This window comes from Carboxylicivirga agarovorans (genome assembly GCF_050589845.1).
In the GTDB taxonomy this organism is placed as follows: domain Bacteria; phylum Bacteroidota; class Bacteroidia; order Bacteroidales; family Marinilabiliaceae; genus Carboxylicivirga; species Carboxylicivirga agarovorans.
Genome location: NZ_JBNGPA010000009.1, coordinates 126,826 through 148,117, shown reverse-complemented (window position 1 = coordinate 148,117; position 21,292 = coordinate 126,826). Strand labels below are relative to the sequence as shown.

At 38.3% G+C, this 21,292-nt stretch carries 19 protein-coding genes; 11 read left to right on the top strand and 8 right to left on the bottom strand.

All coding sequences use genetic code 11. The features are described from left to right. The first annotated feature begins 131 nt into the window (after nt 1-131). Together ACRD69_RS11770 and ACRD69_RS11765 are read left to right on the top strand one after the other, a co-directional pair. Nucleotides 132-323 (top strand): recombinase family protein, encoded by a 192-nt coding sequence (locus ACRD69_RS11770; protein ID WP_430815288.1) that lies wholly within the window; start codon nt 132-134, stop codon nt 321-323. After that, entirely contained in the window at nt 295-564 is a 270-nt protein-coding gene (locus ACRD69_RS11765) for a helix-turn-helix domain-containing protein (protein ID WP_430815287.1), read from the top strand. Before ACRD69_RS11770 ends, ACRD69_RS11765 begins: the two co-directional genes overlap by 29 nt. 182 nt (nt 565-746) lie before the next feature. Here ACRD69_RS11765 and ACRD69_RS11760 read toward each other — a convergent pair whose 3' ends face one another. Both ACRD69_RS11760 and ACRD69_RS11755 read right to left on the bottom strand, forming a co-directional pair. Next, nucleotides 747-2,891 carry an ATP-grasp domain-containing protein gene (locus tag ACRD69_RS11760; protein WP_430815286.1) on the bottom strand — a complete coding sequence of 715 codons (2,145 nt, stop codon included), beginning with the start codon at nt 2,889-2,891 and terminating at the stop codon, nt 747-749. A gap of 98 nt (nt 2,892-2,989) precedes the next feature. Continuing rightward, on the bottom strand, nt 2,990-3,565 hold the full coding sequence (locus tag ACRD69_RS11755; protein WP_430815285.1) for a glutamine amidotransferase-related protein: 576 nt from the start codon (nt 3,563-3,565) through the stop codon (nt 2,990-2,992). 329 nt (nt 3,566-3,894) lie between these two features. On the opposite strand from ACRD69_RS11755, the gene ACRD69_RS11750 reads away from it, so the two are divergent. The 8 genes from ACRD69_RS11750 (at nt 3,895) to ACRD69_RS11715 (ending at nt 12,371) form a co-directional block, all read left to right on the top strand. Continuing rightward, nucleotides 3,895-4,290, top strand: coding sequence for a DUF2391 family protein (locus tag ACRD69_RS11750; RefSeq protein ID WP_430815284.1), 396 nt, complete (start codon nt 3,895-3,897; stop codon nt 4,288-4,290). Nucleotides 4,291-4,316: 26 nt separating this feature from the next. Continuing rightward, nucleotides 4,317-4,820 carry a MarR family winged helix-turn-helix transcriptional regulator gene (locus ACRD69_RS11745; RefSeq protein WP_430815283.1) on the top strand — a complete coding sequence of 168 codons (504 nt, stop codon included), beginning with the start codon at nt 4,317-4,319 and terminating at the stop codon, nt 4,818-4,820. 111 nt (nt 4,821-4,931) lie between these two features. Beyond that, complete coding sequence (gene kamA, locus ACRD69_RS11740) at nt 4,932-6,245, top strand: lysine 2,3-aminomutase (RefSeq protein WP_430815282.1); 1,314 nt, start codon at nt 4,932-4,934, stop codon at nt 6,243-6,245. Further along, nucleotides 6,211-7,095, top strand: a complete 885-nt coding sequence (gene ablB, locus ACRD69_RS11735; RefSeq protein WP_430815281.1) for a putative beta-lysine N-acetyltransferase — start codon at nt 6,211-6,213, stop codon at nt 7,093-7,095. The genes kamA and ablB overlap by 35 nt, the downstream gene beginning before the upstream one ends. 178 nt (nt 7,096-7,273) lie before the next feature. Further along, nucleotides 7,274-7,501, top strand: coding sequence for a hypothetical protein (locus ACRD69_RS11730; protein WP_430815280.1), 228 nt, complete (start codon nt 7,274-7,276; stop codon nt 7,499-7,501). 316 nt (nt 7,502-7,817) lie between these two features. Continuing rightward, complete coding sequence (locus ACRD69_RS11725) at nt 7,818-9,182, top strand: sodium:solute symporter family protein (RefSeq protein ID WP_430815279.1); 1,365 nt, start codon at nt 7,818-7,820, stop codon at nt 9,180-9,182. A 489-nt stretch (nt 9,183-9,671) separates the two neighbouring features. Then, complete coding sequence (locus tag ACRD69_RS11720; protein WP_430815278.1) at nt 9,672-10,805, top strand: hypothetical protein; 1,134 nt, start codon at nt 9,672-9,674, stop codon at nt 10,803-10,805. A 9-nt stretch (nt 10,806-10,814) separates the two neighbouring features. Beyond that, nucleotides 10,815-12,371 carry a BCCT family transporter gene (locus ACRD69_RS11715; RefSeq protein WP_430815277.1) on the top strand — a complete coding sequence of 519 codons (1,557 nt, stop codon included), beginning with the start codon at nt 10,815-10,817 and terminating at the stop codon, nt 12,369-12,371. A 172-nt stretch (nt 12,372-12,543) separates the two neighbouring features. Here the strand turns inward: ACRD69_RS11715 and ACRD69_RS11710 are convergent, their stop codons facing one another. From ACRD69_RS11710 to ACRD69_RS11685, 6 genes are all read right to left on the bottom strand, one after another. Beyond that, nucleotides 12,544-14,400 (bottom strand): amidohydrolase, encoded by a 1,857-nt coding sequence (locus tag ACRD69_RS11710; RefSeq protein ID WP_430815276.1) that lies wholly within the window; start codon nt 14,398-14,400, stop codon nt 12,544-12,546. Nucleotides 14,401-14,680: 280 nt separating this feature from the next. Further along, complete coding sequence (locus ACRD69_RS11705; protein ID WP_430815275.1) at nt 14,681-16,288, bottom strand: phytoene desaturase family protein; 1,608 nt, start codon at nt 16,286-16,288, stop codon at nt 14,681-14,683. A 24-nt stretch (nt 16,289-16,312) separates the two neighbouring features. Beyond that, nucleotides 16,313-17,275, bottom strand: a complete 963-nt coding sequence (locus tag ACRD69_RS11700) for an SDR family NAD(P)-dependent oxidoreductase (protein ID WP_430815274.1) — start codon at nt 17,273-17,275, stop codon at nt 16,313-16,315. Nucleotides 17,276-17,328: 53 nt separating this feature from the next. Beyond that, the gene (locus ACRD69_RS11695) at nt 17,329-18,078 is read right to left on the bottom strand and encodes a porin family protein (RefSeq protein ID WP_430815273.1); all 750 of its coding nucleotides are present in this window, start codon (nt 18,076-18,078) and stop codon (nt 17,329-17,331) included. A gap of 71 nt (nt 18,079-18,149) precedes the next feature. Beyond that, nucleotides 18,150-18,617 carry a nuclear transport factor 2 family protein gene (locus ACRD69_RS11690; RefSeq protein WP_430815272.1) on the bottom strand — a complete coding sequence of 156 codons (468 nt, stop codon included), beginning with the start codon at nt 18,615-18,617 and terminating at the stop codon, nt 18,150-18,152. A 23-nt stretch (nt 18,618-18,640) separates the two neighbouring features. Then, nucleotides 18,641-19,054, bottom strand: a complete 414-nt coding sequence (locus ACRD69_RS11685) for a DUF2141 domain-containing protein (RefSeq protein WP_430815271.1) — start codon at nt 19,052-19,054, stop codon at nt 18,641-18,643. 985 nt (nt 19,055-20,039) lie between these two features. On the opposite strand from ACRD69_RS11685, the gene ACRD69_RS11680 reads away from it, so the two are divergent. After that, entirely contained in the window at nt 20,040-21,248 is a 1,209-nt protein-coding gene (locus tag ACRD69_RS11680; RefSeq protein WP_430815270.1) for a peroxiredoxin family protein, read from the top strand. Nucleotides 21,249-21,292: the final 44 nt, after the last annotated feature.

Sequence of the window (21,292 nt, the reverse complement as noted above, 5' to 3'; positions counted from 1 at the left end):
CAAGTTCGATGATAGATTTATAAATGTCAAATACTCCAGTATTTTACCATTGATGTTTAGGTACAATATAAAAGTGCAGTAAAAGGACGTCCTGAACTTGAAAAGATGTTAGACACACAAGAGTAGGTGATGTGGTTGTTATTTGGAAACTCGATAGACCGGGAAGATCATTAAAGCATCTTTTTGACATGGTATCTGGTTTTCGGGACAAGGGTGTTGAATGTATAACTTTAAATAATTGTATAGACACAACTACTGTACAAGGTCATTTGAACTTGAATATATTTGCATACATTGAAGAGTTCGAAAGAGCTAATTCGTGAACGAACACTTGCCGGTCTTGAGACTGCCAGGTTGAGAGGACGAATCGGAGGTAGAAAGAAAGGCCTAACTCTTGAAGCGAAGAAAACGGCTTATGCATGTTACCAGCTGTGGCAAGATAAATCCAGAACCATCTATGATATTCTTCAAATTGTAAATATAAGTCGTGCTACTTTTTATAGATATGTGGCATGGGTAAAAGCAAACGAAAGAAAAACTGTAATAAGAACTATTGGTTCTTAATGTTTAAAATGTTTTTGGTAGTCCTTATTCTAATGATTAGAAAGCAATATTGTATCGTGTAAGAGCTCAATAGCTTGCCTTGTTTTTACTGTTTAATTATCTTTATGTAATTAATATTTAGCAAAATAACTCCTGGTTAAAATTACACCAGGAGTTTTTAATTCGGGTTATTGATACGTTTTCTAATTCTTTAATACCAGTGCAAGAAGTAAGGCCCTTTCAATTAAACTATGACGGATTATTCTTTCGTTATCCGATGGCAAATACTCTCCAACTGGGCCTAACCCATCTATGATTGGCATATCTTTATTGATGTGACATATGTCAGCAGAGCTCCAACGATGTTCTTCGGTTATGCGTACATCAATTTTCTTTGCCAGTTCACAAATGCTATTATAAAATTGTTTAGACTTTGTTGTAACTGCCATTGCAGGCCTTTTTAAACCACCCTCAATTTTAACCTGAAATATTTTACTGCGTTTTTGTGCGGTTATTATTTTTTTTATCTTTTTCTCTATCTCATCAAGTTTTTCAGGAGAATTATATCGAATACTAATTCCGGCCGATCCATATGCAGTCATCTTAAAAATATTGCTTCTGAATTCAATGTTATAAGGTGCAATAATATTGTTGCTATCATTATGCGAAATGTCAGTAATTGATGCCAGTGTTTTATTAAAATTCATGGCGGTGGCTGACACATTCTCAGAATTATCCTTCTTAATCAATTTTGTTTCAAGGCGATATAAGGCAGAGCCGGAACGGGATAAAATCATCCCGCCGCTTTTAGAAGAGCCACTTAATGATATGACAGCTTTAGCTCTCTCAGTCTTCTGTTGAATAATTGCTTTGGAATACCTTCCGTCAATCGAAGAATCGGTTATCAGGAGGATGCCTATTTTAAGTTTTCTAAGATTTCTTGAAAACTTTAGTGCTTGTAATGCAGATATTAAAATGGCAATTCCTCCTTTGTTTTCCCAAATCCCTGTTCCTTCAAGGTATTGTTCTTGCTCATTATAGTTTTCGTGTTTTGCCAGCTTAATACGGTTATCCAATGGTTGAATGATTAGATAATCAACATCCTGATTGAATGAATTTGAAAAATATAGTATATTACCCACTTCAAGCTGCGGATAAACCTCTTGTGTAAATCCCAGTTGACTCAGTTCTGAACTGATCATTCCCGAACAGTAATTGACACCTTCCACATTTCTTACGTAAGTATCAGTATCTACCAACTGTTTTAAGAGCTTCTCTGTTCGTTGCTGCCTTGTTTTGATAAATGTACGCATACGTGCTGTAGGGTTACTTTTGGCAACTGGTTTTGAAGTTTCAGCTTGGGGTAAGGTATTGGTAAAATAACGTACTGAGGCTACGTCGAGCATTTTATTGACCAAAGCTTCAAAGTTATACCCGGCAACTTTTGCAGCTGTAGGATATGAACCTGATTCCCCGAGGCTAGCCATGGAGTTAATTTCCAGCAAGTAAATATTATCATCTTCATCCAGTCGAATGTCAACACGTGCAAAATCTCTTAAGTTTAATGCCTTAAAAGCTTCAATGCTGATCTTTTGCATTTTTTCAGACAGTTCATCAGAGATATGTGCAGGACATACTTTTCTTTTAGGTTTACTTTGTTTGTCGTCAACTGTTTGAATGGCATCCGGATCTCCTTCCAAATCGATTTCTAACACTGGAAAGGACTCAACCGGAGAGTTACCAATTAGCCCCACACAAAACTCCCTGCCTCTAATGAACTGCTCTACCAATGCCTGCTGGCCAAATTCAGTAACAATAAAATGAACCGCTTCTCTTAAATCTTCTTGATTATAAACTACTTTTAATCCAAATGATACACTCTCCATTTTGGGTTTTACAATTACTGGAAATTTCACTGATGACATATCTTCATCGGGACTGTTGAAGACCCAGAAATCAGGAGTTGGTAGGCCGTTGTTTTTCCATATAATTTTAGTCAGTACCTTATCTAATGCGAGAGCATGGCCCGATGGAGAAGAACCAACATAAGGTAAACCAAGCATTTCGAGCATACTTGGTATATGGGTATAGCGAGATTCGCCCTGAATACCATATGCCATATTAAAAATCATACCCATCTGTTCTCCTTCGTTCACTCTGGGCATAAAATTTTCCAGGCGTTCAATAATTTGCTTATTGCCATCGAGTACAGCCACATTATGGCCGGCTTTTTCAAGACTTTCCGCTACTTTTTTAACAGTTAGTTCATTGTAGAACTCCTTGTTTTGCATACCAAAGGTGTTAATTACACCGCTGATATCTTTGTTGTAAATTAAAGCAACTTTCATTTATTAATTTATAATACTAATTGAATTTAAGTAAATGACATCAATAGCCTGTACAATGGGTGTAAATGGTTATTAATGCCAGAGATTAACTATTTATATTATATGATCTTACAAATTTTCAGGAAGTTTTTCACCATTAGTACTCCATCGGTTCCAGATACTTCGGGGTGCGACTGAAATCCGTAAATTGGTTTTTCTTTGTGCTTTATGATTTCAGAAAAACATGTATCTGATGTTGCGAGGCTTTCAAAAGTAGCTGGAAGCTCGGCAACATAATAAGCATGACGCTTCACTAATGCTACCTCAGTTTTATTCAAGTTTTCAAAAATGGGATCGTCAGGTTTGGTAATGGTGATTGTTTCTTTTTTACCGCTATATTCAGAGAGCTTTTTTATACGCCCCCTGTAACTTACTGCAATAATTTCATGTCCCAGGCAAAAACCTAGCACAGGCACATCAAAATTCATTAGCGCAACAAAATTGGAAGTGAGATTTAGAGGTTCATACGGGTTGCCCTTACCACCTGATAAGATGATTCCTTTTATCTCCGTTTTGGCAGATAATGTAATAGGCTGATTATGGTCGAAAAACACATAATCAAAATCCTGCTCTGAAAGAAACTGACGTTTAAATTTCTTTATAAAAGCACTTTGGTTATCAATGACTAACAACATCTCGCAAAATACTTACAACAGCTAGTAAAACAATAAAAATACCGTGTGTAAGATACGCCAAAAAAGAATGCGAAATTAAGCCTGTTAATGAAATATTATATAGATAGATTATTTTTCCATTTCCTACAGATCGCGTTGTGGCTGTTAATTATTAACTTATAATTTCAATTTGCAATAAACATTGAAACAAGAAGTAAATAGGACTCTATATTCAGAATGTTTAAATTGCTAATAATGTGCTGGATGAGTGGAACGCTTGTAATTTACTATTATTAAATGTCTCACAAAACCCATATTTGATTAATCGCTTTATTGAGTACATTTGTTAAATGATTAAAAAACTTGACATAGAAGATTTAAGCCAACTTATCATTGGCTCATCAGTTCTCTCTGTCCCTATTGCCTTTACCGAAGAGGCGTGGAATATGAGTAGAACCCTACCAGCTATTAACTTAGTTGTCGTTTTTACTCTAAGTCTAAGTTTTATTAGTATCTATGCTTTCAGGGGTATATATGAGGGTAAAGTAAAAAACCGAATTAGAACCTATATATTTAGAGTTTTGTTTGATTATTTTGTCACTGTTTGTGTTGTAATAATTGTACTATTTGCACTAAATAAATTGCCGATACTTTCAGATACGTATATTGCTATAAAAAGAATAATAATCATCTCATTCCCGGCATCTATGGGTGCCATTGTTGTAGATAGCTTTGATAAAGAATAGATAGTTGCGTTAATTAAGATTAACTAATGGACACACAAGAGATACTCATCAAAATCAGGAAGATTGTTCGTTCAATAGATATTGAATCTAAGAAAATACAAAAGGAGCATGGCGTAAGTATACCACAGGTATTATGCCTTAGCTACCTTAGAGAGTCGCCTAACTACCAGGCGACACAAGGTGAAATACGTAAGTATGTCAACCTGAATTCCAGTACCGTCAGTGGTATTATTAACCGACTGGAAAAAAAAGGTTATCTGGCCCGATTACCTAAAGCGGGTGATAAGCGCGTAGCTAATATTGTGCTGACATCAGCAGGCGATGAACTATTAAAAACTATTCCTCCTTTGCTACACGAACAATTATCTGAACGTTTGGAAAAATTAAACGGTGAAGAATTGTCAAAATTAGAGGGTGGATTGGAATCATTGGTTGCCCTGTTGGATATTGATCAGGTGGATGCTTCTCCTATTATCATGTTAAAGATTGATAATGAGCAACAAGGTGAATTAGATTCAGAAGTGGAATAAGTAGAGTAAGGCTTAGGTTTATGTTATCTGTTATGGCATAGAAATGCCGGAATTAGGATATCTCTTGTTTTTTATCTAATTTTGTTCGCATAGAAACAATTAAACAATTGGATGATTTATAATGAGATTCAGCAAGAGATCGAAAATAAAATTGAAAAAACAGGCGAAGCTTCCAAGTGGAAAGATTGGAAGTGGCAGCTTAAAAATTCCATTCGCAATCTAGAAACCTTTGAACACCTTACGGGCATAAATTTCAACAATACGGAGCGTCAAGCTTTAAAAGAAACCTTTCAGAAATTTCCATTATCCATTACGCCCTATTATCTTTCTTTAATTGATCAGAATAATTACCGCAACGACCCTGTTTTTAAGCAGGCCTTTGGAGGTATTGAAGAATTATCTGTTTTAAAATCAGAGATGCCTGATCCCCTTTCGGAGGATAAAGACAGTCCTGTAGAGGGTATTACACATCGTTATCCTGATAGGGTATTGTTTCATGTAAGTAACATGTGTGCTATGTATTGCCGCCACTGCACGCGCAAACGAAAAGTTGGCGATACCGACTTTGTACCCTCTAAAGAACAAATGCTTAAAGGTATTGAGTATATCAGGCAAAATACGCAGGTAAGGGATGTTTTGTTGTCTGGTGGTGACCCTTTTATGTTGTCTGACGAAAAGATTGACTGGTTATTGACTGAATTAAGGGCTCTTTCTCATGTTGAAGTCATTCGTATAGGAACTAGAATGCCGGTGGTGTTGCCATATCGTATCACCGATAAGCTGGTTTCGATATTAAAGAAGCATCAGCCGTTATGGATTAATACTCATTTTAATCACCCCAATGAAATCACCAGCTCAGCTAAAGAAGCACTTGCTCGCCTGGCAGATGGAGGCTTCCCTCTTGGTAATCAATCAGTATTGCTGGCTGATGTCAATGATTGTCCGAGAATTATGCGAAAACTATTGCATAAACTGGTGCAGAACCGGGTTCGCCCATATTATTTGTATCAATGCGATCTTTCTGAAGGACTATCGCATTTCAGAACTCCTATAGGCAAGGGTATTGAGATAATGGAGAGTCTGGTTGGACACACCAGTGGCTTTGCACGACCTACCTATGTTATAGATGCACCGGGAGGAGGAGGTAAAATTCCGGTGATGCCTAACTATATTATTTCATGGTCTACCAATAAAGTTGTTCTGCGCAATTACGAAGGCGTTATTACAACCTATAAGGAGCCGGATAACTATGACCATAAAATGTGTGAGCACCAATGCGAGGATTGTACCCTTGAACTGAATATCAGTGAACGGGATGAATCGAAAGCCATTGGGATTGAAAAACTTTTATCTGATTCGTCAGATGTAATTTCTTTAATACCTGAAAACAATGAACGTTTACAAAGAAGAGACGATAGTAAGTGATGTAGTAGAAAGTATTGGAAACGGTTCTTTGATACAACATGGTAAGCACAATGATCGTGTTTACCTGATGAAACTGGATAAGCGTGATGCTACTATAATGCCTGAGCGTTTATCAAAAATGGCACGTACAGAAGGTTATAGTAAGATATTTTGTAAGGTGCCTAAGTGGGCAGCCCCTCTCTTTTATGCCAATGGATTTATACTTGAGGCAGCCATACCTCAGTTTTATAGCGATGATGAAGATGTATTCTTTATTTCTAAATTTCTTGATTCAGACAGACTTCTTGGGATTGAAAAAGATAAGCTGAATGGGTTGGGGCAGCTGCTTTATCAAAAAACAGAGGGGGAAAAGTTGCGTGACTCAAGCTGTACAATACGACCTCTGTCTGTTGATGACATTGATCAGATAGCGCATATATATAACGAGATTTTTGAAACATATCCTTTTCCTATTCATGACCCGGACTTCTTACTGGAGTCTATGGAGAACGATATTCACTATTTTGGAGCCGAGAAGAATGGGCAAATAGTAGCTGTGGCAGCAGCCGAAGTGGATCGAAAAGGATGTAATGCAGAAATGACCGATTTTGCCACTCTGAAAGCGCATCAGGGTAATCGTTTGGCAACTTATATTCTGCAAACGATGGAGGCTGAAATGTGCAAGCAGGGAATCTCCTCTTTGTATACTATTGCCCGTCTCAATTCGCTACCAATGAATAAAACGTTTTTAAGAGCCAACTATCATTATGCCGGTACACTAATTAAAAATACCAACATTGCCGGTAGTATTGAGAGTATGAATATTCTTTATAAACACACTTCACCTGATAAAACCTCCCGTTATGTCTAAATATGTATGTCCATATACCAAAACCTGCGAATTGTATCTGGGACAAATAACGATTGAGAATCCCCCTTTACTCATCTACAAAAATGTTTTTTGTCATCGGGGTGCAAAGGGATGGAATAACTGTAAGTACTATATAAAAGCTATAACCAACAATCAACAATAGAAAGAAAATGTAGGTATGAAAGAAGTAAGATCTATCAAACTCACATCATTAAGTAACGAAAAGGAAAAGGAAATACTATTGCTCTTACAACAACAAGGACAATGTATCTATGGCGAAATAATAAGGCAAACGAACCTTTCTTACAGCAAAGGAAAGGAAGTTATATATTCTTTAGTTAGTAAAGGGTATGTCAGGTATGTTGGGCGTACTACTAAAATAGAGCTCGCAATAGAACTTAAATAAGTGAATTGGGGTAAAGCTGCAGCTTGGTTTTGTTGCAGGGTTTAGTAGGTTCTTCAGGCATCAGAAATGATGTTCTTTTTTGTGTTCATTAATTCCTCCTTCCTGTATATCCTTAATAACTTAAGCTTGCTATTTCACTCAAACCAGAACAGCTGCTAAACCTAGTAGTAAGTAATATTTAAAAGCTTAAGTTTTGCGCTTTACCCCTTTTTTGGTTAATAATCATTCCAAATTTACAGTAGATTACATGCATATTATCGATATTCTCATTTTTGTTATTTATCTCCTTGCGATGCTCGGAGTAGGCTTTTTCTTTATGATGAGAAATAAAACGCCTGATGATTACTATGTGGGTGGAAGGACTCTTAAAGCCGGTCATATTGGTTTGTCGGTAGTAGCTACTGATGTGGGTGGTGGTTTTTCAATTGGTCTGGGAGGTTTAGGTTTTCTGATGGGCTTATCCGGTAGTTGGTTGCTGTTTACCGGTTTGGTCGGAGCCTGGCTGAGTGCTGTTATACTAATTCCCAAGGTATCAAAAATGGGTAAAGCCAAAAAATTCCTAACCTTTCCGCAGTTTCTTGGCAGCGTTTACAATAAGCGGGTGGCCTTGTTTGCCGGTATTATTTCGGCTATTGGTTATATTGGTTTTACATCCTCACAAATACTGGCAGGTGCAAAACTGGCTGCCTCCACCTTCCCGGAGTTGAGTCTTGAAATGGCTTTATTGGTGATGGGAACCATTGCTGTGATATACACCGTGCTGGGCGGGCTAAAGGCGGTCATCTATACTGATACCATACAGTGGATCGTATTGATGAGTGGCTTGTTACTGGTTGCTTTGCCTTTTGCTTATATCAAAGTTGGTGGTGTAGAAACGATTAGAAATACCTTAGAGCCTGACTTTCTGAGTCTGACTGCTATTTCCTGGCAGCAAATTGTCAACTGGATGTTTACCATTGTACCTATCTGGTTTATAGGTATGACCCTTTATCAGCGTATCTATGCTGCAAAAGACACAAGGACAGCGCAAAGAGGCTGGTTTATTGCGGGTTTGTTTGAGTATCCTTTAATGGCCTTTCTGGGTGTCACCCTGGGGATGTTTGCCCGTGTTGCACTGGAAAACGGATTGCTGGTTGACTATACCTTATCTAACCTTGATGCTGAAATGGGGCTGCCTGTGCTCTTAAGAACCATATTGCCGGTGGGCTTTATGGGAATTGTCCTCTCTGCATACTTTTCAGCCATCATGTCAACCGCCGATAGTTGCCTAATGGCTGCATCGGGCAATGTGCTGACCGATGTGTTTAAATTGCACAAATCGAAATATAACCTTCGTTACTCGCAACTGATCACATTAATTATTGGAATACTGGCCTTGTTTATTGCTCTCAAAGTTACCAGCGTGCTGGAGCTGATGCTTCACTCGTATTCTTTTATGGTATCGGGTATGATAATTCCGGTATTGGTTGCCTTGTTTATCAAAAGACCTAATGCTAATGCAGCCCTTATTTCAATGATTTCAGGGGGATTGACAACCTTGTGTCTGATTATATTTGAGATACCAATCTTCATGGATCTTGATGCCAACATAGTAGGTATTACAGTATCGGCTGTTACGTATTTTATAGAACATGCTGTTTCGCGCTTACAACAGTCCGATTCAGTTATAGGTAAATACTAGAGCTTATAAATCTTTTTTATCATGAATGATGTATTCAACTTGATCAGATACCATGAGTTAACAATGAATAAAGAAGGCGCGGGTAGACGTTTAGAAAACGATGTGAATGTGAGGAACGATTTATTGCTCAAAAGAGATATTTTTAAGTGTTTTGGTCAATCATATCGGAATAAAAAAGAGAAGTGACAATCGAAAGGTATGAGTTAGGTCTATAGAAATAATTATTTGATGATTATTTAATAAATCTACATATTAGCTCTAAGTCTTAAAATTTCTTGTTTTGAGATCTTTGTTTAATGTTAAAACTACTTGAGTTGTTATTGTTTGTATAGAACAAATTTGGCAGTGCCGCACTTCTTATATACCTTTGCCACTTCAAAAAAAATATCTACAAATACTATTGATAAGAACTGCGGGAGAGAAGTGTTAATAAGAACACTTGTGATTAGAGGATTGGTTGCTACTGGGAAATAGTGTAAAAAATACTGTATGAAAATGGGAAAGGTTTTTATTATTGCTTTAATGCTAATGTGTTGTGGGATTACTGCTTTTACACAGTCCAATGAGAAACCCAAAGTTAATATAGGCGGAGCTTTGCGCTTCAACTACAACTTATCGGATTGGAAAGATGAACAAGTTAAGAGAGGGGGTGATTTTGGGTATGATGTTTTTCGCATCAATGCCTCAGGTGGCTATAAGAAAATCGGTTTTAACGCCGAATATCGTTTCTATTCGAATGGTTTTGGAGGAGGCATGTTAAAGCAGGGTTGGATAGAGTATAACAGTGAAAATAACAGTACATGGCAGCTTGGACTTAACCAGGTGCCGTTTGGTTTGCAGCCATACAACTCCAATAGCTGGTTTTTTAACCTGCCTTATTATGTCGGGTTGGAAGATGACCATGATATGGGAATTAAATGGGTAAAGACTTATACGCATATACAGTTACAAGCAGCGTTTTATAAAAATGCAGAAGAATTGAATTTTGGTAATACCTCAGCTATCTCTCCCAATCGCTATTCTTATGATGTATCAGGCCGAAACAAAGAAGTTAACCAAGCTAATATAAAAGTGGCTTATAACTTTGGGTCGAACAATATATCCAGCCTGTCATTATCAGTTATGTATGGAGGATTGTACAATGTTGTCACTAATAAGATGGGAAATCACTCTGCATTGGCAGTAGGTTATCGCTATAGTGGCAAAAAGCTGGGACTGAAATTACAGGCATTGACCTTTAATAAGAACCCAAATGACTCGGCTCAATACAAAGATGTGATTGAAATGGCCGCATACGGCGCTCCGTACAATGTAGCAGCTAAAGGTCAGGTTGTTAGTGCTGGTGCTTCTTATACAATACCCTGCAAGCATGAACTGATTGATTACCTCATGTTTTACAATGATTTCTCCTGGTTTAATAAAACCAAAGATGGTTTTCACGACTCATATATGAATGTGCTTGGTTGCCTTATAGCAGCTGGGCCAATCTATACTTATGTGGATTCAGCCTGGGGTAAAAACCACGCCTGGTTGGGACCTGAGTGGACTAATGCCTTTGCAGCGGGAACAGAAGATGCCGATTGGCATATGCGCTTTAACATTAACATCGGTTATTATTTTTAGTAAGATATTATGGAACAGAAATATAAAAGAAGCGACAAACGGACATTTTTAGGCATTAAAGCTAATGGGCCTGTTTTTATAACTTCCTTATTGGTTATTTCAGTGTTGGTAGTTACCACACTTATTGTTGGAAAGCCAATGGAAAAGTATTTTTCCCAGATACAATCTACAGTTTCAAATAACACCGGTTGGTTTTTTATACTAATGGTGAACGTCATGCTGTTATTTGCATTGTTTTTAGGATTCAGCAAATTTGGTAAGATACGATTAGGGGGTAAGGATGCTCGGCCAGAGTTCTCAAAGAAAGGCTGGTTTGCCATGCTCTTTAGTGCAGGTATGGGTATTGGTTTGCTTTTCTGGAGTGTGGCGGAGCCTATTTTTCACTACAATAGTAACCCCTTAACCGATAATACTGATAAAATAGAAGCCGCCAAATCAGCAATGGGTATCACTTTTTTGCACTGGGGAGTACATGCGTGGGCAGTGTATGCCATTGTAGGACTGGCTCTGGCCTTCTTCACTTTTAACCGCAAGCTGCCTTTGACTATTCGCTCCATCTTCCACCCCCTGTTAGGTGATAAAATATACGGACCCATTGGTGATGCAATAGATATTATATCAGTGATTGCAACTATTTTCGGTCTGGCTACTTCACTTGGCTTTGGCGTACAACAGGTCAATGCAGGTTTAAGCTACCTGTTTAATTTCGAACTCAACACTACCGTTCAGATTGTATTGATTATTGCCATTACAGGCATGGCAACTTTATCGTTAATACTTGGTCTTGATAAGGGCATAAGGCGATTAAGTGAGTGGAATATGCGTTTTGCACTTATCCTCTTAATATTTGTCATTGTTGTAGGGCCAACCGTCTTTATTGCCAAATCGTTTGTACAGAACCTGGGGCATTACCTGAATGAGTTTTTTGAATTAAGCTTCTGGACAGAATCATATAAAGGCGTTAACGAAGCCAAGCACTGGCAAAATTCTTGGACCGTGTTTTATTGGGCCTGGTGGATTTCATGGTCACCATTTGTGGGTATTTTCATTGCGCGCATTTCAAAAGGAAGAACCGTGAAAGAGTTTATCTTGGGTGTATTGCTTGTTCCAACCTTGTTGACATTTGTTTGGATGTCTGTTTTTGGCGGTAGTGCACTTTATCAGGAGCTAATAGGTAATACTGTCATTACAGAAGCGGTGAATGAAAATGTAGCAACAGCAATCTATAAGTTACTGGAGCAATATCCATTTGCTTTTTTATCATCGCTTATTGCAGTTATTCTCGTAGCCAGCTTTTTTATTACATCATCTGATTCTGGATCTATGGTGGTAGATACACTTACCTCTGGCGGACGACATGATGCGCCTGTAGGACAGAAAGTATTTTGGGCATCTATGGAAGGATTGGTAGCCGGCATTCTGCTTGTTGGCGGTGGCTTAACAGCCTTGCAGACGGCATCCATTTTAACAGGTTTGCCTTTTGCATTATTGCTGATTGTGCTTTGTTTTAGTTTTTACAAATCGCTAAGTGCCTATTACGATGACAATTTTAAAAAAGGTCGGTAAGTAATTATATTAGATATTCTCACTATTGAAAGCCTGTAAGAATTTCTTACAGGCTTTTTATGATATAAAATTCTTGAAAAGTCGATGAATAAGTATAATTTGTCTCCACAAACCCAGATATTCTGGAAACACCTGTGTCTACTTCATCAACGCAGGTGATCTGGAAGATTTTCTAGACCGAATAAACCTTTTTTCCATTCATCCAGGTTTCTAGCACCTTAACATCTTTAATAGCATCAGGATTAACTTTTCGGGGATCCTTATCCAGAATGACTAAATCTGCAAGTTTGCCAACCTCTATACTTCCAATCTCATGCTCGGAAAACAGTTGCCAGGCAGCTTCTGAGGTTAATGCCCGTATGGCCATCTCCACTGAAATGGCTTCTTCCGGTGCCAATTTGTAATCTGGCTCTTTCCAGGTTCTGCGGGTTACAGCCATCTCTATCATATGTAAGGGATTCGGATCAGTAACCATAAAATCGGAATGCAGCGTGAATCCGACACCTGCTTCCTCCGCACTCTTATATCGATCTAACAGACGGGCCTTCTCTTCACCAAATATTTCATCGCGCATGGCAACACCCCAGTAATGAACATGCCCAATGAGAAAACTTGCCGATACCCCCAAATCTTTCATAAGGGCAATTTGTTCGTCGTGAAGTATGGAACAATGCTCAATTCGAACCCGTACCTTTTTCATATCAATACCTGCATCGCGCATGGCTTTGCAGGCATTTAAAATATTATCAATCGCTGCATCACCGTTACCATGTATGGCGAGGTGCCAACCTTTTTTAGCACGCTCAATAGCCCTGGTTTTCAAATCTTCAGCCGCCATATAGGCAAGCCCTTTGCTGTCTGAATTTAAGTAGGGTTCACGCTGTAAGCCTGTATATCCCTGATTGGAACCATCAGCCACCAGCTTATATCCTGCTATTCTCGACAGGGCATCGCCATCGCCGGGTTTAACGCCGGCTGCATCCCAGGCTTTCTCTCCAATGGAATAAAAAGGATAGGAACGAAGGCGCACATTGAGCCTTCCCGATTGTGATACCTGCCGGAGGATCGATACATCAGCAGGACTTTGCGAGAGCCCGCCCAGTGCTAGTTCACTCGCTGTAGTGAGACCTAAACGGCTCCACTTTTCCAACAATTCCAGCAATGCTTCGGAAGGATTGACTTCAGCCATTGCCGGATACTTATTAAGGACTTTTGCGTAGGTAACATTGTTTTTCATTACGCCTGTTAACTGGCCATTGGCATCTCGCACAAATTCAGCTCCAGGAGGATTCTCTATATCTTCGGTGATTCCAGCCACTTCAAAGGCTTTTGAATTGGCATAGGCCAGGTGCCCCGATGCGTTTAGAAGAAAAATAGGGTGTTGTGTTGAGATCGCATCCAATTCAGTGAAAGTTAGCTCATCCGGCCCCGTTTGAACAGAAGGATCAAAGTTACGGACTACAACCCACTCGCCTTCAGCCTTAGCCTTTGTTAAACTCTTAAGGTGCTCCAGAACCTCACTGACAGTTCCAAATCGAGCCATCCCGACGTAGTCCATTATGCTGTCAACCACCGATCCAGCAACTACATGGGTATGCGGATCGATGAATCCTGGAAGCATGATTTTTCCCTTAAGATCAATAATTTTTGCATCCTTACCCGCATCAGCAAGCACTTTTTTCTCATCACCTACGGCTATGATTTTATTATTTCTGATCGCAATGGCTTCAGCCTGGGAAAAATTACCATCAACTGTAAGAATCGTTCCACCCTTGAATACAGTTGCTGGCTCATGCTTTCCCTTTGCGCAGGAAATAACCCCAGGTAAAAGAAATGCTGATCCCGCAGCAATCGCACTGTTCCTTATAAAAGTACGGCGAGGGATCATGCTGTTACTCTCATCTAGGAGTTGATCTGTTTTAAGAGTTGCCGGATCTATTGAAGCCAACTCTCCAACACTCTTGTTTTCTTTAAAAATCTCTCCAAATTGGGGACTACAACAGGCACATCCGTAAATATCTTTTTTCATGTCTTGATTTTTATATTGGAGTGTTTTAATTGTTTGACTTCAAAACTTATTGGACAAATTGAACCATAAAATTAAGAGATACTTTTAGTTCTCCAAACAGCTAAATTATGATGATAATGATGAGCTGTTGAAACTGTTGTAAACTCAAAGAGTTTTCAATAGATGCTAGAATGCAGCCTTCCGGTTTTTCCTTCTCCATTCTTTCGTGGTGTTCAGAACTCAATCTTATAATTTATAAAACTCGTACCCCATACCAATTCATAAACTAGGCAAACTTGCACTAATATCTTCTGGCTCGTTTTAAAATATTATCAGCAGCTAACTTTCCGGTAAGTATTGACATAGGCACTCCTGCCGGACTGAATGCCCATTGGCCTGCCTGAAAAATATTAGGAATAGGTGTATGGGTAGATCGGTCTGAATATTGAATTTTGTGCATAACAGGTATTTGCTCTTGAAATGACCAGCCGGTGATTGCACCTTCTGAGCTACCAACACGTTCTTTAATTCCAAGCGGGGTGAAGGAAAATTGTTTAATAAGCTTGTTAGCCAGCATGGGATAGATACTGTTATTTAAAACCCGTATCATTCTGTCTTCAAGTGCTTTTTTAAAATCATCGTACCAGCCATCTTCTTTAATTTGTTTAAAAAGGTCGTAATCACTCAATAAACTTACAATCATTCCGGTTTTACCAGGCGGTACCTGTAATTCATCCTTTAATCCGGGGATTGATATTTCATAAGTGTTGAGAGCTGTAAATTTGTCCAGCCAATTATATATGTCTTGCCTGCTGGTGTCAGCCCAATTGTGAAGCATGGTTTTCAGTTCACCCCAGTGGGTATTGCCAAGACCTTTTGCGGAGGGGATATAGAAGAAGTGGCCATTGGCTATCTGCCTGAAGCTATGAAGCGGTTCATCGATCTGCAGATACAGGCTAAAGACAGAATCACCACCTCGACTCGCTAATAATGGTGCTTTTTTCTTTTCAAAGGCACGCGCGATTTTGGCCTGTAATTTATCTGTGTTTGTTTGTTGGTAAAACGTTTTTAGGTCGGCAGCCCAAACCATATGGTTATAGTTGTAAGACAGTCCCTTATTGTCGACAACTTGTCTTTTCCCAGCATCTATACTTATAACACTTGTTTGCATTGCAAACGCACCACCATATCTCAGGAACTTGTCGTGCAGTGCTTCGGCAAGCCTGCCCACACCACCTTTGGGATAAAAATAATCAAGATACAATGAGAAATAGCTGAGGGCAAAAAACGTAGGTGTGTTCTTAAAAAAATGCTGAGCCACCATGTCTCTCAATGAATCATTGCTGAGCAATCTCTTAAGGTAATCCTCAACAGGCATATTCATGCCATTGATTTTACCCATCGTCAATAAAAATTTGGGTAGCCAGGGCAATAACTGTTTACAAAGGTAGGAAGTATCTGTCTTTAAGTCTTTAAAAGCTGGATTTTCAATGCCATACAAGACATCCATGTGCTTCATGACCTTTCGTATGATGACCATCAAATTACATATTTCATCTTTATCTTCAGGAAAGAGCCTGGTAAGCATCTGTTGGTAATCCTTGAGACTATAGATGTCTTTAATATGGATGATTTCGTTTTCTATACCAAGTGAAACGGGACTTTCGACAAAATCGAGTTCAATGCCTAAGTCTTTCAACATGGGGAATATAACGCCAGCATTTTCCAATGCTCTGACGCCTGCTTCAAACTGAAAGCCATCACGCGTAAAAGTATTGACCAAACCGCCCACTTCTTTGTTTTTTTCAATGAGCAATACCTTTTGTCCTGCACGCGCTAAATAGGTGGCCGATGTCAAGCCAGCAATTCCTGCACCAACTACAATACTATCATATGTATTTTGTTCCATCATGATTTTATTTGCGTGTTGTTATTACATGCTCTTTTCTATTTGTGCCAGTTCAATACTTACCTGCCATAAAAGCTTTGCTGCTTCATAATCCATTGCCGGAGGTGCAGGTTTTTCTGGTGTGGTAAGGTTAAAAAAATGATCTCCCATATCGTGTAGCTTATTAGATACTCCCAAATAATAAATGGCTTCAGCCGATATGTCAGCTTCTTTTAATGTTTTATCAAGTAAGTGATGTTTTAACCAGCGGTAGATTGCACCATTTTCCTGTCCTGTTTCTGATTTGACAGCTCCGGGATGCATGGCTATCATAATGACCCCCGACTTTTTAAATTGCTCGTTAAATAGGAGCATGGATTGTAACTGAGCCAATTTAGCCGAGCCATAACTCTTAAGACCTGAGTAGCGCCGATGTTTCCAGTTTAAGTCATCAAGATTAAGGCCCCAGGCAGCAAAACGGTGTCCTTCAGAATTAATGAGAAGTATGCGAGCCTCTTTTTGCTGCATTAACTTCTCTTTGAGTTTATAGTTGATGATGAAGGATGAGAGGTAGTGTACGACTAATACTTTTTCCAGTCCATCAACTGTTGTTTCTTTTCTGGTTAAATATACTCCTGCGTTGTGGATGAGCACATCGATGGGTTCCTTCAGTTCTGACAATTCATCAGCCACCCGGTGAATATCACTAAGAATGCTCAGGTCGGCAATTTTATAGTTGCAGTTAACCTGGTGCTGGCGTTCAATCTCTTGTTTTAGCTGCTCCGATTTTTCTGGATTTCTATTGATGCAAATCAGGTTGGCTCCCTGTGAGGCATATTTGTGCGCCGTTAACCTGCCAATGCCGGATGTAGCGCCTGTTAGAACAACAAGTTTATCTTTAAAGTGCTCTGTGCAAATATTTGGATCTAATCGGCTATTCCTGAGCATGGACCATACATTGGACCATTCGTATTGTTTAAAGTATTTTTTGAAGTTTTTGTTCTTCATTAGTTGTGTTCCTCGTTTGTGTATAGCTATTTCGAACTGCAGAGAAAGTGAACTTACCAAAAATACATTCCAAATGATATGGTATAGCTTTGGTTGCGCAGTGGTGCGGTGTCTGGCTCATCTGGAGCTACAGGCATCTCTAAGGTATTCCAGCCTATAACTTGTCGGTAATCCACAAATAGGTTTAGTTTTAACAGCTTAAAATGGGCACCAATGCCATAGATAAAGCTGTAATCAAACTCATCTAGTCCTTCAATGTCATGCGTGGATTGTTGTGCAGTTGATACATCATGTCCTGCTTCGAAGTTGATACCATCGGTAGTGGTAAATGTGGGCGTATTGGTTTTTACATCCAGTGTGTATTCACCATTCAGCAACATGGATAGAGAGAAACCACTACATCCATAAATACCAACATTGCCAATGCGTGCAAAGGTATATCGGAACACTATGGGCATTTCAAAATAATTGATTTTGTATTCAGTTGATGTATTTACCTGGGTATTGCCCATTTCAGGAGGGAGGGTCATACTGATATTCTGTATCGATCCTTTATTACTGTATATATATTCTTGCTGGACAGCAAAAGCATTGGTTATAGGGAAAAGAAGCATGATGCCACCACTGAAACCGTTTAGAGCTTTAGAGCTAACATCGTAAGTCAAATCAGGTGGCGTAATTCCATATTGGGTGGCAATATTATAGCCCCCTTTTATTCCGAGACGAATGCCTGTTTTATCTTGTGCCTGTGCAATAAAAACGATTGAAGATAAGAGCAAGAGGATAAAAAGTTCTTTTTTCATAGCGTTTAATTATAAGATAGTTTGTGCTAAATTTTGTCTGTTCCTTGTGGTGAGTGTGTTAGGGTGCTTAATTAGCCGAATTTCTTTTTCATAAATCGACGGTATGCTTTACCAAAACGGGGTATGTTATCAAAAATATCACCCCATAAATCGTAATAATCACGCTGCTCAATGATCTTACCAGACTCGTTCAGTGTCAAGCGAGACGCACCATACAATAATGAATTTGGGTATTTTTTAAAGCCAATAGTCATTTCCCATTCGATAAAAACAATGTTGACGAGTAACTGCGAGTGTATTAAGTTCATTTTTAGGTCGGATGAGCGTTTTGTCAGGCGCTCGGTCATGGCCTTAAATTCATCTTTCCCTTTTATTTCCTGGATGGAGTCGCGAAATAGTATTGTATCGTCGTAAAAAGGTAAAATATGCGACCAGTCAGGTTTTCCATCAGTATTGTAAGTTTGCGACCAAAGGAGGTTTACAGTTTCAATGCACCGTATCGCTTGTGCCTGGATATCTTCTTTAACAATTTGCATCATTTCCATAAACTAAGCTTGTATTTTTAAAAATATGTGATCACACAATTGTGGATGGTGTCATTTTGCAGGCTAAAAACTGTTTTTTCGAAAGCGGGAGGGCCAAATGTACTTTTTGCATTGTTTGAAAAACCATAACCTTCTTTGGGAATGCCAAAAAGGTTCGTATCTAATTCCTGATTCTCGTTGGCATCGTGAAAGTATTTAAAGGCATAATTACCTGCCTTTAGTTGACCAAGTGTGATGGTGCACTGGTTATCGATAATGATTTGAGTAATTTCTTTAATCGTGTTACCATCTGAATCACTAACCACCATTAGAATATGTCCATCACTGTTTTCAATTTGGTTAATTTTAATGGTAAGGGTAATTGAGTTATTAAATGCAAATAGTGTGAATACTAAAAGTTGCAAGAGGAATATAAAACCAGTGCGTTTCATCCTGTTTGGTTTGGTGAGGAAATAAAAAGGTGTTTGTGTAAAGATATAAAATTTAGTGAGTTATGCAACTTTTGTGAGCTATAATGCTCATTTGATGATTGAGGAGTATAGCTTCATGTATGCATAGAAGTTATATGGATCGAAATGGGTAATTGCTGCAGTTTTCGCGAAAGTATTCCTACGACTTATTATAGACACTCTGATTTACTCATCATCAGTTCTGCAAATGGTCAGAGCTGCACTTGCAAGGGCTTAATAACGCCTGGACCGCTTAATAGTCATAGCAGATTACTGGTTGGTACGAAGCGTGTAACAGCCATTTTGCGGACTAATATTATTTCATATATCACAAATTTAATATATTCGACTTTATCCGTTTTGAAAATATATTTTTACAGTGCAAGTCGTCTCGGCAAACTAAACTCTTCATGGCGTTAACTTCGGATTTGCCAGCAGAAATGGAGTTGGAGATATTATTTATGAATAATTACTTATTTGTGTGGTAAACCGCTATTTAAAATCCGGGTAATCCTCAAATATTTATGTGTTATTCCTTGGTTAGATTGACTATATAGGTGTGTAAATTTGAAAATGAAGAGAGCGTGTTCAAAATGCAATTAGAGTATTAAAAAAGAACATCGATAGATTAGTTTTTGCTGAATTATCTATTTGATATTGCACTAATGAAATCCGTTCTTATGAGTCCTTGCACCTGCTTAGTAGAATGATCGGGATTGGAGATTATATGAAATTTATGGCGTCTATTACTACTAAGACAAGTTTCTCAATAACCTATTCATAATTTCTGATACTGGCTTTATTGTGGTTATTAAATGACCTAAGAACAATAACGCATATAAAGCTTTATGGTTAAGTAATAAATAAAAAATCTCATTTTTTTTGAAATAATTGTCACCGAAGAAAAAATACTCGGGTACTATTTAATACACCATAATTAGTGTGATTAAATTAATAGATGAAAATTATGAAGATTAAATTAATGAAAAGGTTGGCAATAGGATTGACTTTGCTGCTTAGTGCAAATCTTATTTATGCAAAGGTGGAACCCGTGACCGTTAAGGGAACCATCAAAGGGATGAAAGAAAGTAAAGTGTTAATTTACGACTTTGAAGGTCGTAAGTGCCTGGGTGAAGCCATGACAGACAATGGCAGTTTTAGTATTGAGATTAATGCGGATACAGATGGTCAGAAGTGCTTTGTGTATTTCTCATGTGTGGATGATGGTAAAAGAGATGCCTTTTGGAATCGTTTCTTCTATGTGGATAATACAACCATTGAATTGAGTGGACGTATGAGAGCAGGCGCAATTGGTCGATTCAAGCAATTGAATTCAGATACCTATGATGTTTTTACATCGCTTGAAGATCGATTGGATAACACAGGTGTTGTGGCAGCATCAAAAAAATTAAAAACTGCACAGGATAAGATGCAGGCCTCAGGTAATTTTTTGGAACAAAGTAGACTGCAAAAAGAGGTAAGGGATTTGGAGTCTGAAGTCAATTTTGCGGAATTAGACATGTATGCTCAGATTTTCGACTTAATGGAACCTGGTAAAGTGAATATTGGCTTTGATGCGAAATTATATGAAGAATATTCACCGTATCGTTATTCTTTTATTGAACCTATTATTGAAAAATACAGGGAAGTAATGGGTGACAACTATTTTAGCAAGAGTTATTATGCTGCTAAACTGTTGCAGCGCTATCAGATTATTTCGATGTATATTAAAGGTACCCCTTGTGAGGATGCCTCTTTTATGAATCCTGAAGGAGAGTATGTGAATTTATACGATTTTAAAGGCAAATATATTTATTTACACATTTGGGACTTTGACAATTCTCAATCAGGCGATCAATTGGCGAACCTGCAGATGTTGGCTGAGAAGTTTAAAAAGAAAAATGTGGTATTCATTAATGTTTGTACGACGCCGGCTGATAAAAAATGGAAAGATTTATTAACCACGATGCATATGCCTGATATTGTGAATTTATGGTACGATGCTGATTATGAAAAAGGATTGGGTAAACCATATAACCAATCGTTCAAATACGTTTATAAGACCAAATATGTGCCAAAGGCAATTATTATTTCACCTGAAATGAAAACCGAAGCATTTAACGGCATGTTACCCAATAATCCGAGTGTGATTAAATACCTAAAATCAATTTTATAGTGTAGTTGTGTGTTTTCAGGTTGTTTCAATGATATTCTAATTGG

What these genes read in the sequence shown, in the direction of transcription:
- ACRD69_RS11760 (WP_430815286.1), bottom strand. Translation starts at nt 2,891, where the DNA reads ATGAAAGTTGCTTTAATTTACAACAAAGATATCAGCGGTGTAATTAAC.
- ACRD69_RS11755 (WP_430815285.1), bottom strand. Translation starts at nt 3,565, where the DNA reads ATGTTGTTAGTCATTGATAACCAAAGTGCTTTTATAAAGAAATTTAAA.
- ACRD69_RS11750 (WP_430815284.1), top strand. Translation starts at nt 3,895, where the DNA reads ATGATTAAAAAACTTGACATAGAAGATTTAAGCCAACTTATCATTGGC.
- ACRD69_RS11745 (WP_430815283.1), top strand. Translation starts at nt 4,317, where the DNA reads ATGGACACACAAGAGATACTCATCAAAATCAGGAAGATTGTTCGTTCA.
- kamA (WP_430815282.1), top strand. Translation starts at nt 4,932, where the DNA reads ATGATTTATAATGAGATTCAGCAAGAGATCGAAAATAAAATTGAAAAA.
- ablB (WP_430815281.1), top strand. Translation starts at nt 6,211, where the DNA reads ATGAACGTTTACAAAGAAGAGACGATAGTAAGTGATGTAGTAGAAAGT.
- ACRD69_RS11730 (WP_430815280.1), top strand. Translation starts at nt 7,274, where the DNA reads ATGAAAGAAGTAAGATCTATCAAACTCACATCATTAAGTAACGAAAAG.
- ACRD69_RS11725 (WP_430815279.1), top strand. Translation starts at nt 7,818, where the DNA reads ATGATGAGAAATAAAACGCCTGATGATTACTATGTGGGTGGAAGGACT.
- ACRD69_RS11720 (WP_430815278.1), top strand. Translation starts at nt 9,672, where the DNA reads ATGAAAATGGGAAAGGTTTTTATTATTGCTTTAATGCTAATGTGTTGT.
- ACRD69_RS11715 (WP_430815277.1), top strand. Translation starts at nt 10,815, where the DNA reads ATGGAACAGAAATATAAAAGAAGCGACAAACGGACATTTTTAGGCATT.
- ACRD69_RS11710 (WP_430815276.1), bottom strand. Translation starts at nt 14,400, where the DNA reads ATGAAAAAAGATATTTACGGATGTGCCTGTTGTAGTCCCCAATTTGGA.
- ACRD69_RS11705 (WP_430815275.1), bottom strand. Translation starts at nt 16,288, where the DNA reads ATGGAACAAAATACATATGATAGTATTGTAGTTGGTGCAGGAATTGCT.
- ACRD69_RS11700 (WP_430815274.1), bottom strand. Translation starts at nt 17,275, where the DNA reads ATGAAGAACAAAAACTTCAAAAAATACTTTAAACAATACGAATGGTCC.
- ACRD69_RS11695 (WP_430815273.1), bottom strand. Translation starts at nt 18,078, where the DNA reads ATGAAAAAAGAACTTTTTATCCTCTTGCTCTTATCTTCAATCGTTTTT.
- ACRD69_RS11690 (WP_430815272.1), bottom strand. Translation starts at nt 18,617, where the DNA reads ATGATGCAAATTGTTAAAGAAGATATCCAGGCACAAGCGATACGGTGC.
- ACRD69_RS11685 (WP_430815271.1), bottom strand. Translation starts at nt 19,054, where the DNA reads ATGAAACGCACTGGTTTTATATTCCTCTTGCAACTTTTAGTATTCACA.
- ACRD69_RS11680 (WP_430815270.1), top strand. Translation starts at nt 20,040, where the DNA reads ATGAAGATTAAATTAATGAAAAGGTTGGCAATAGGATTGACTTTGCTG.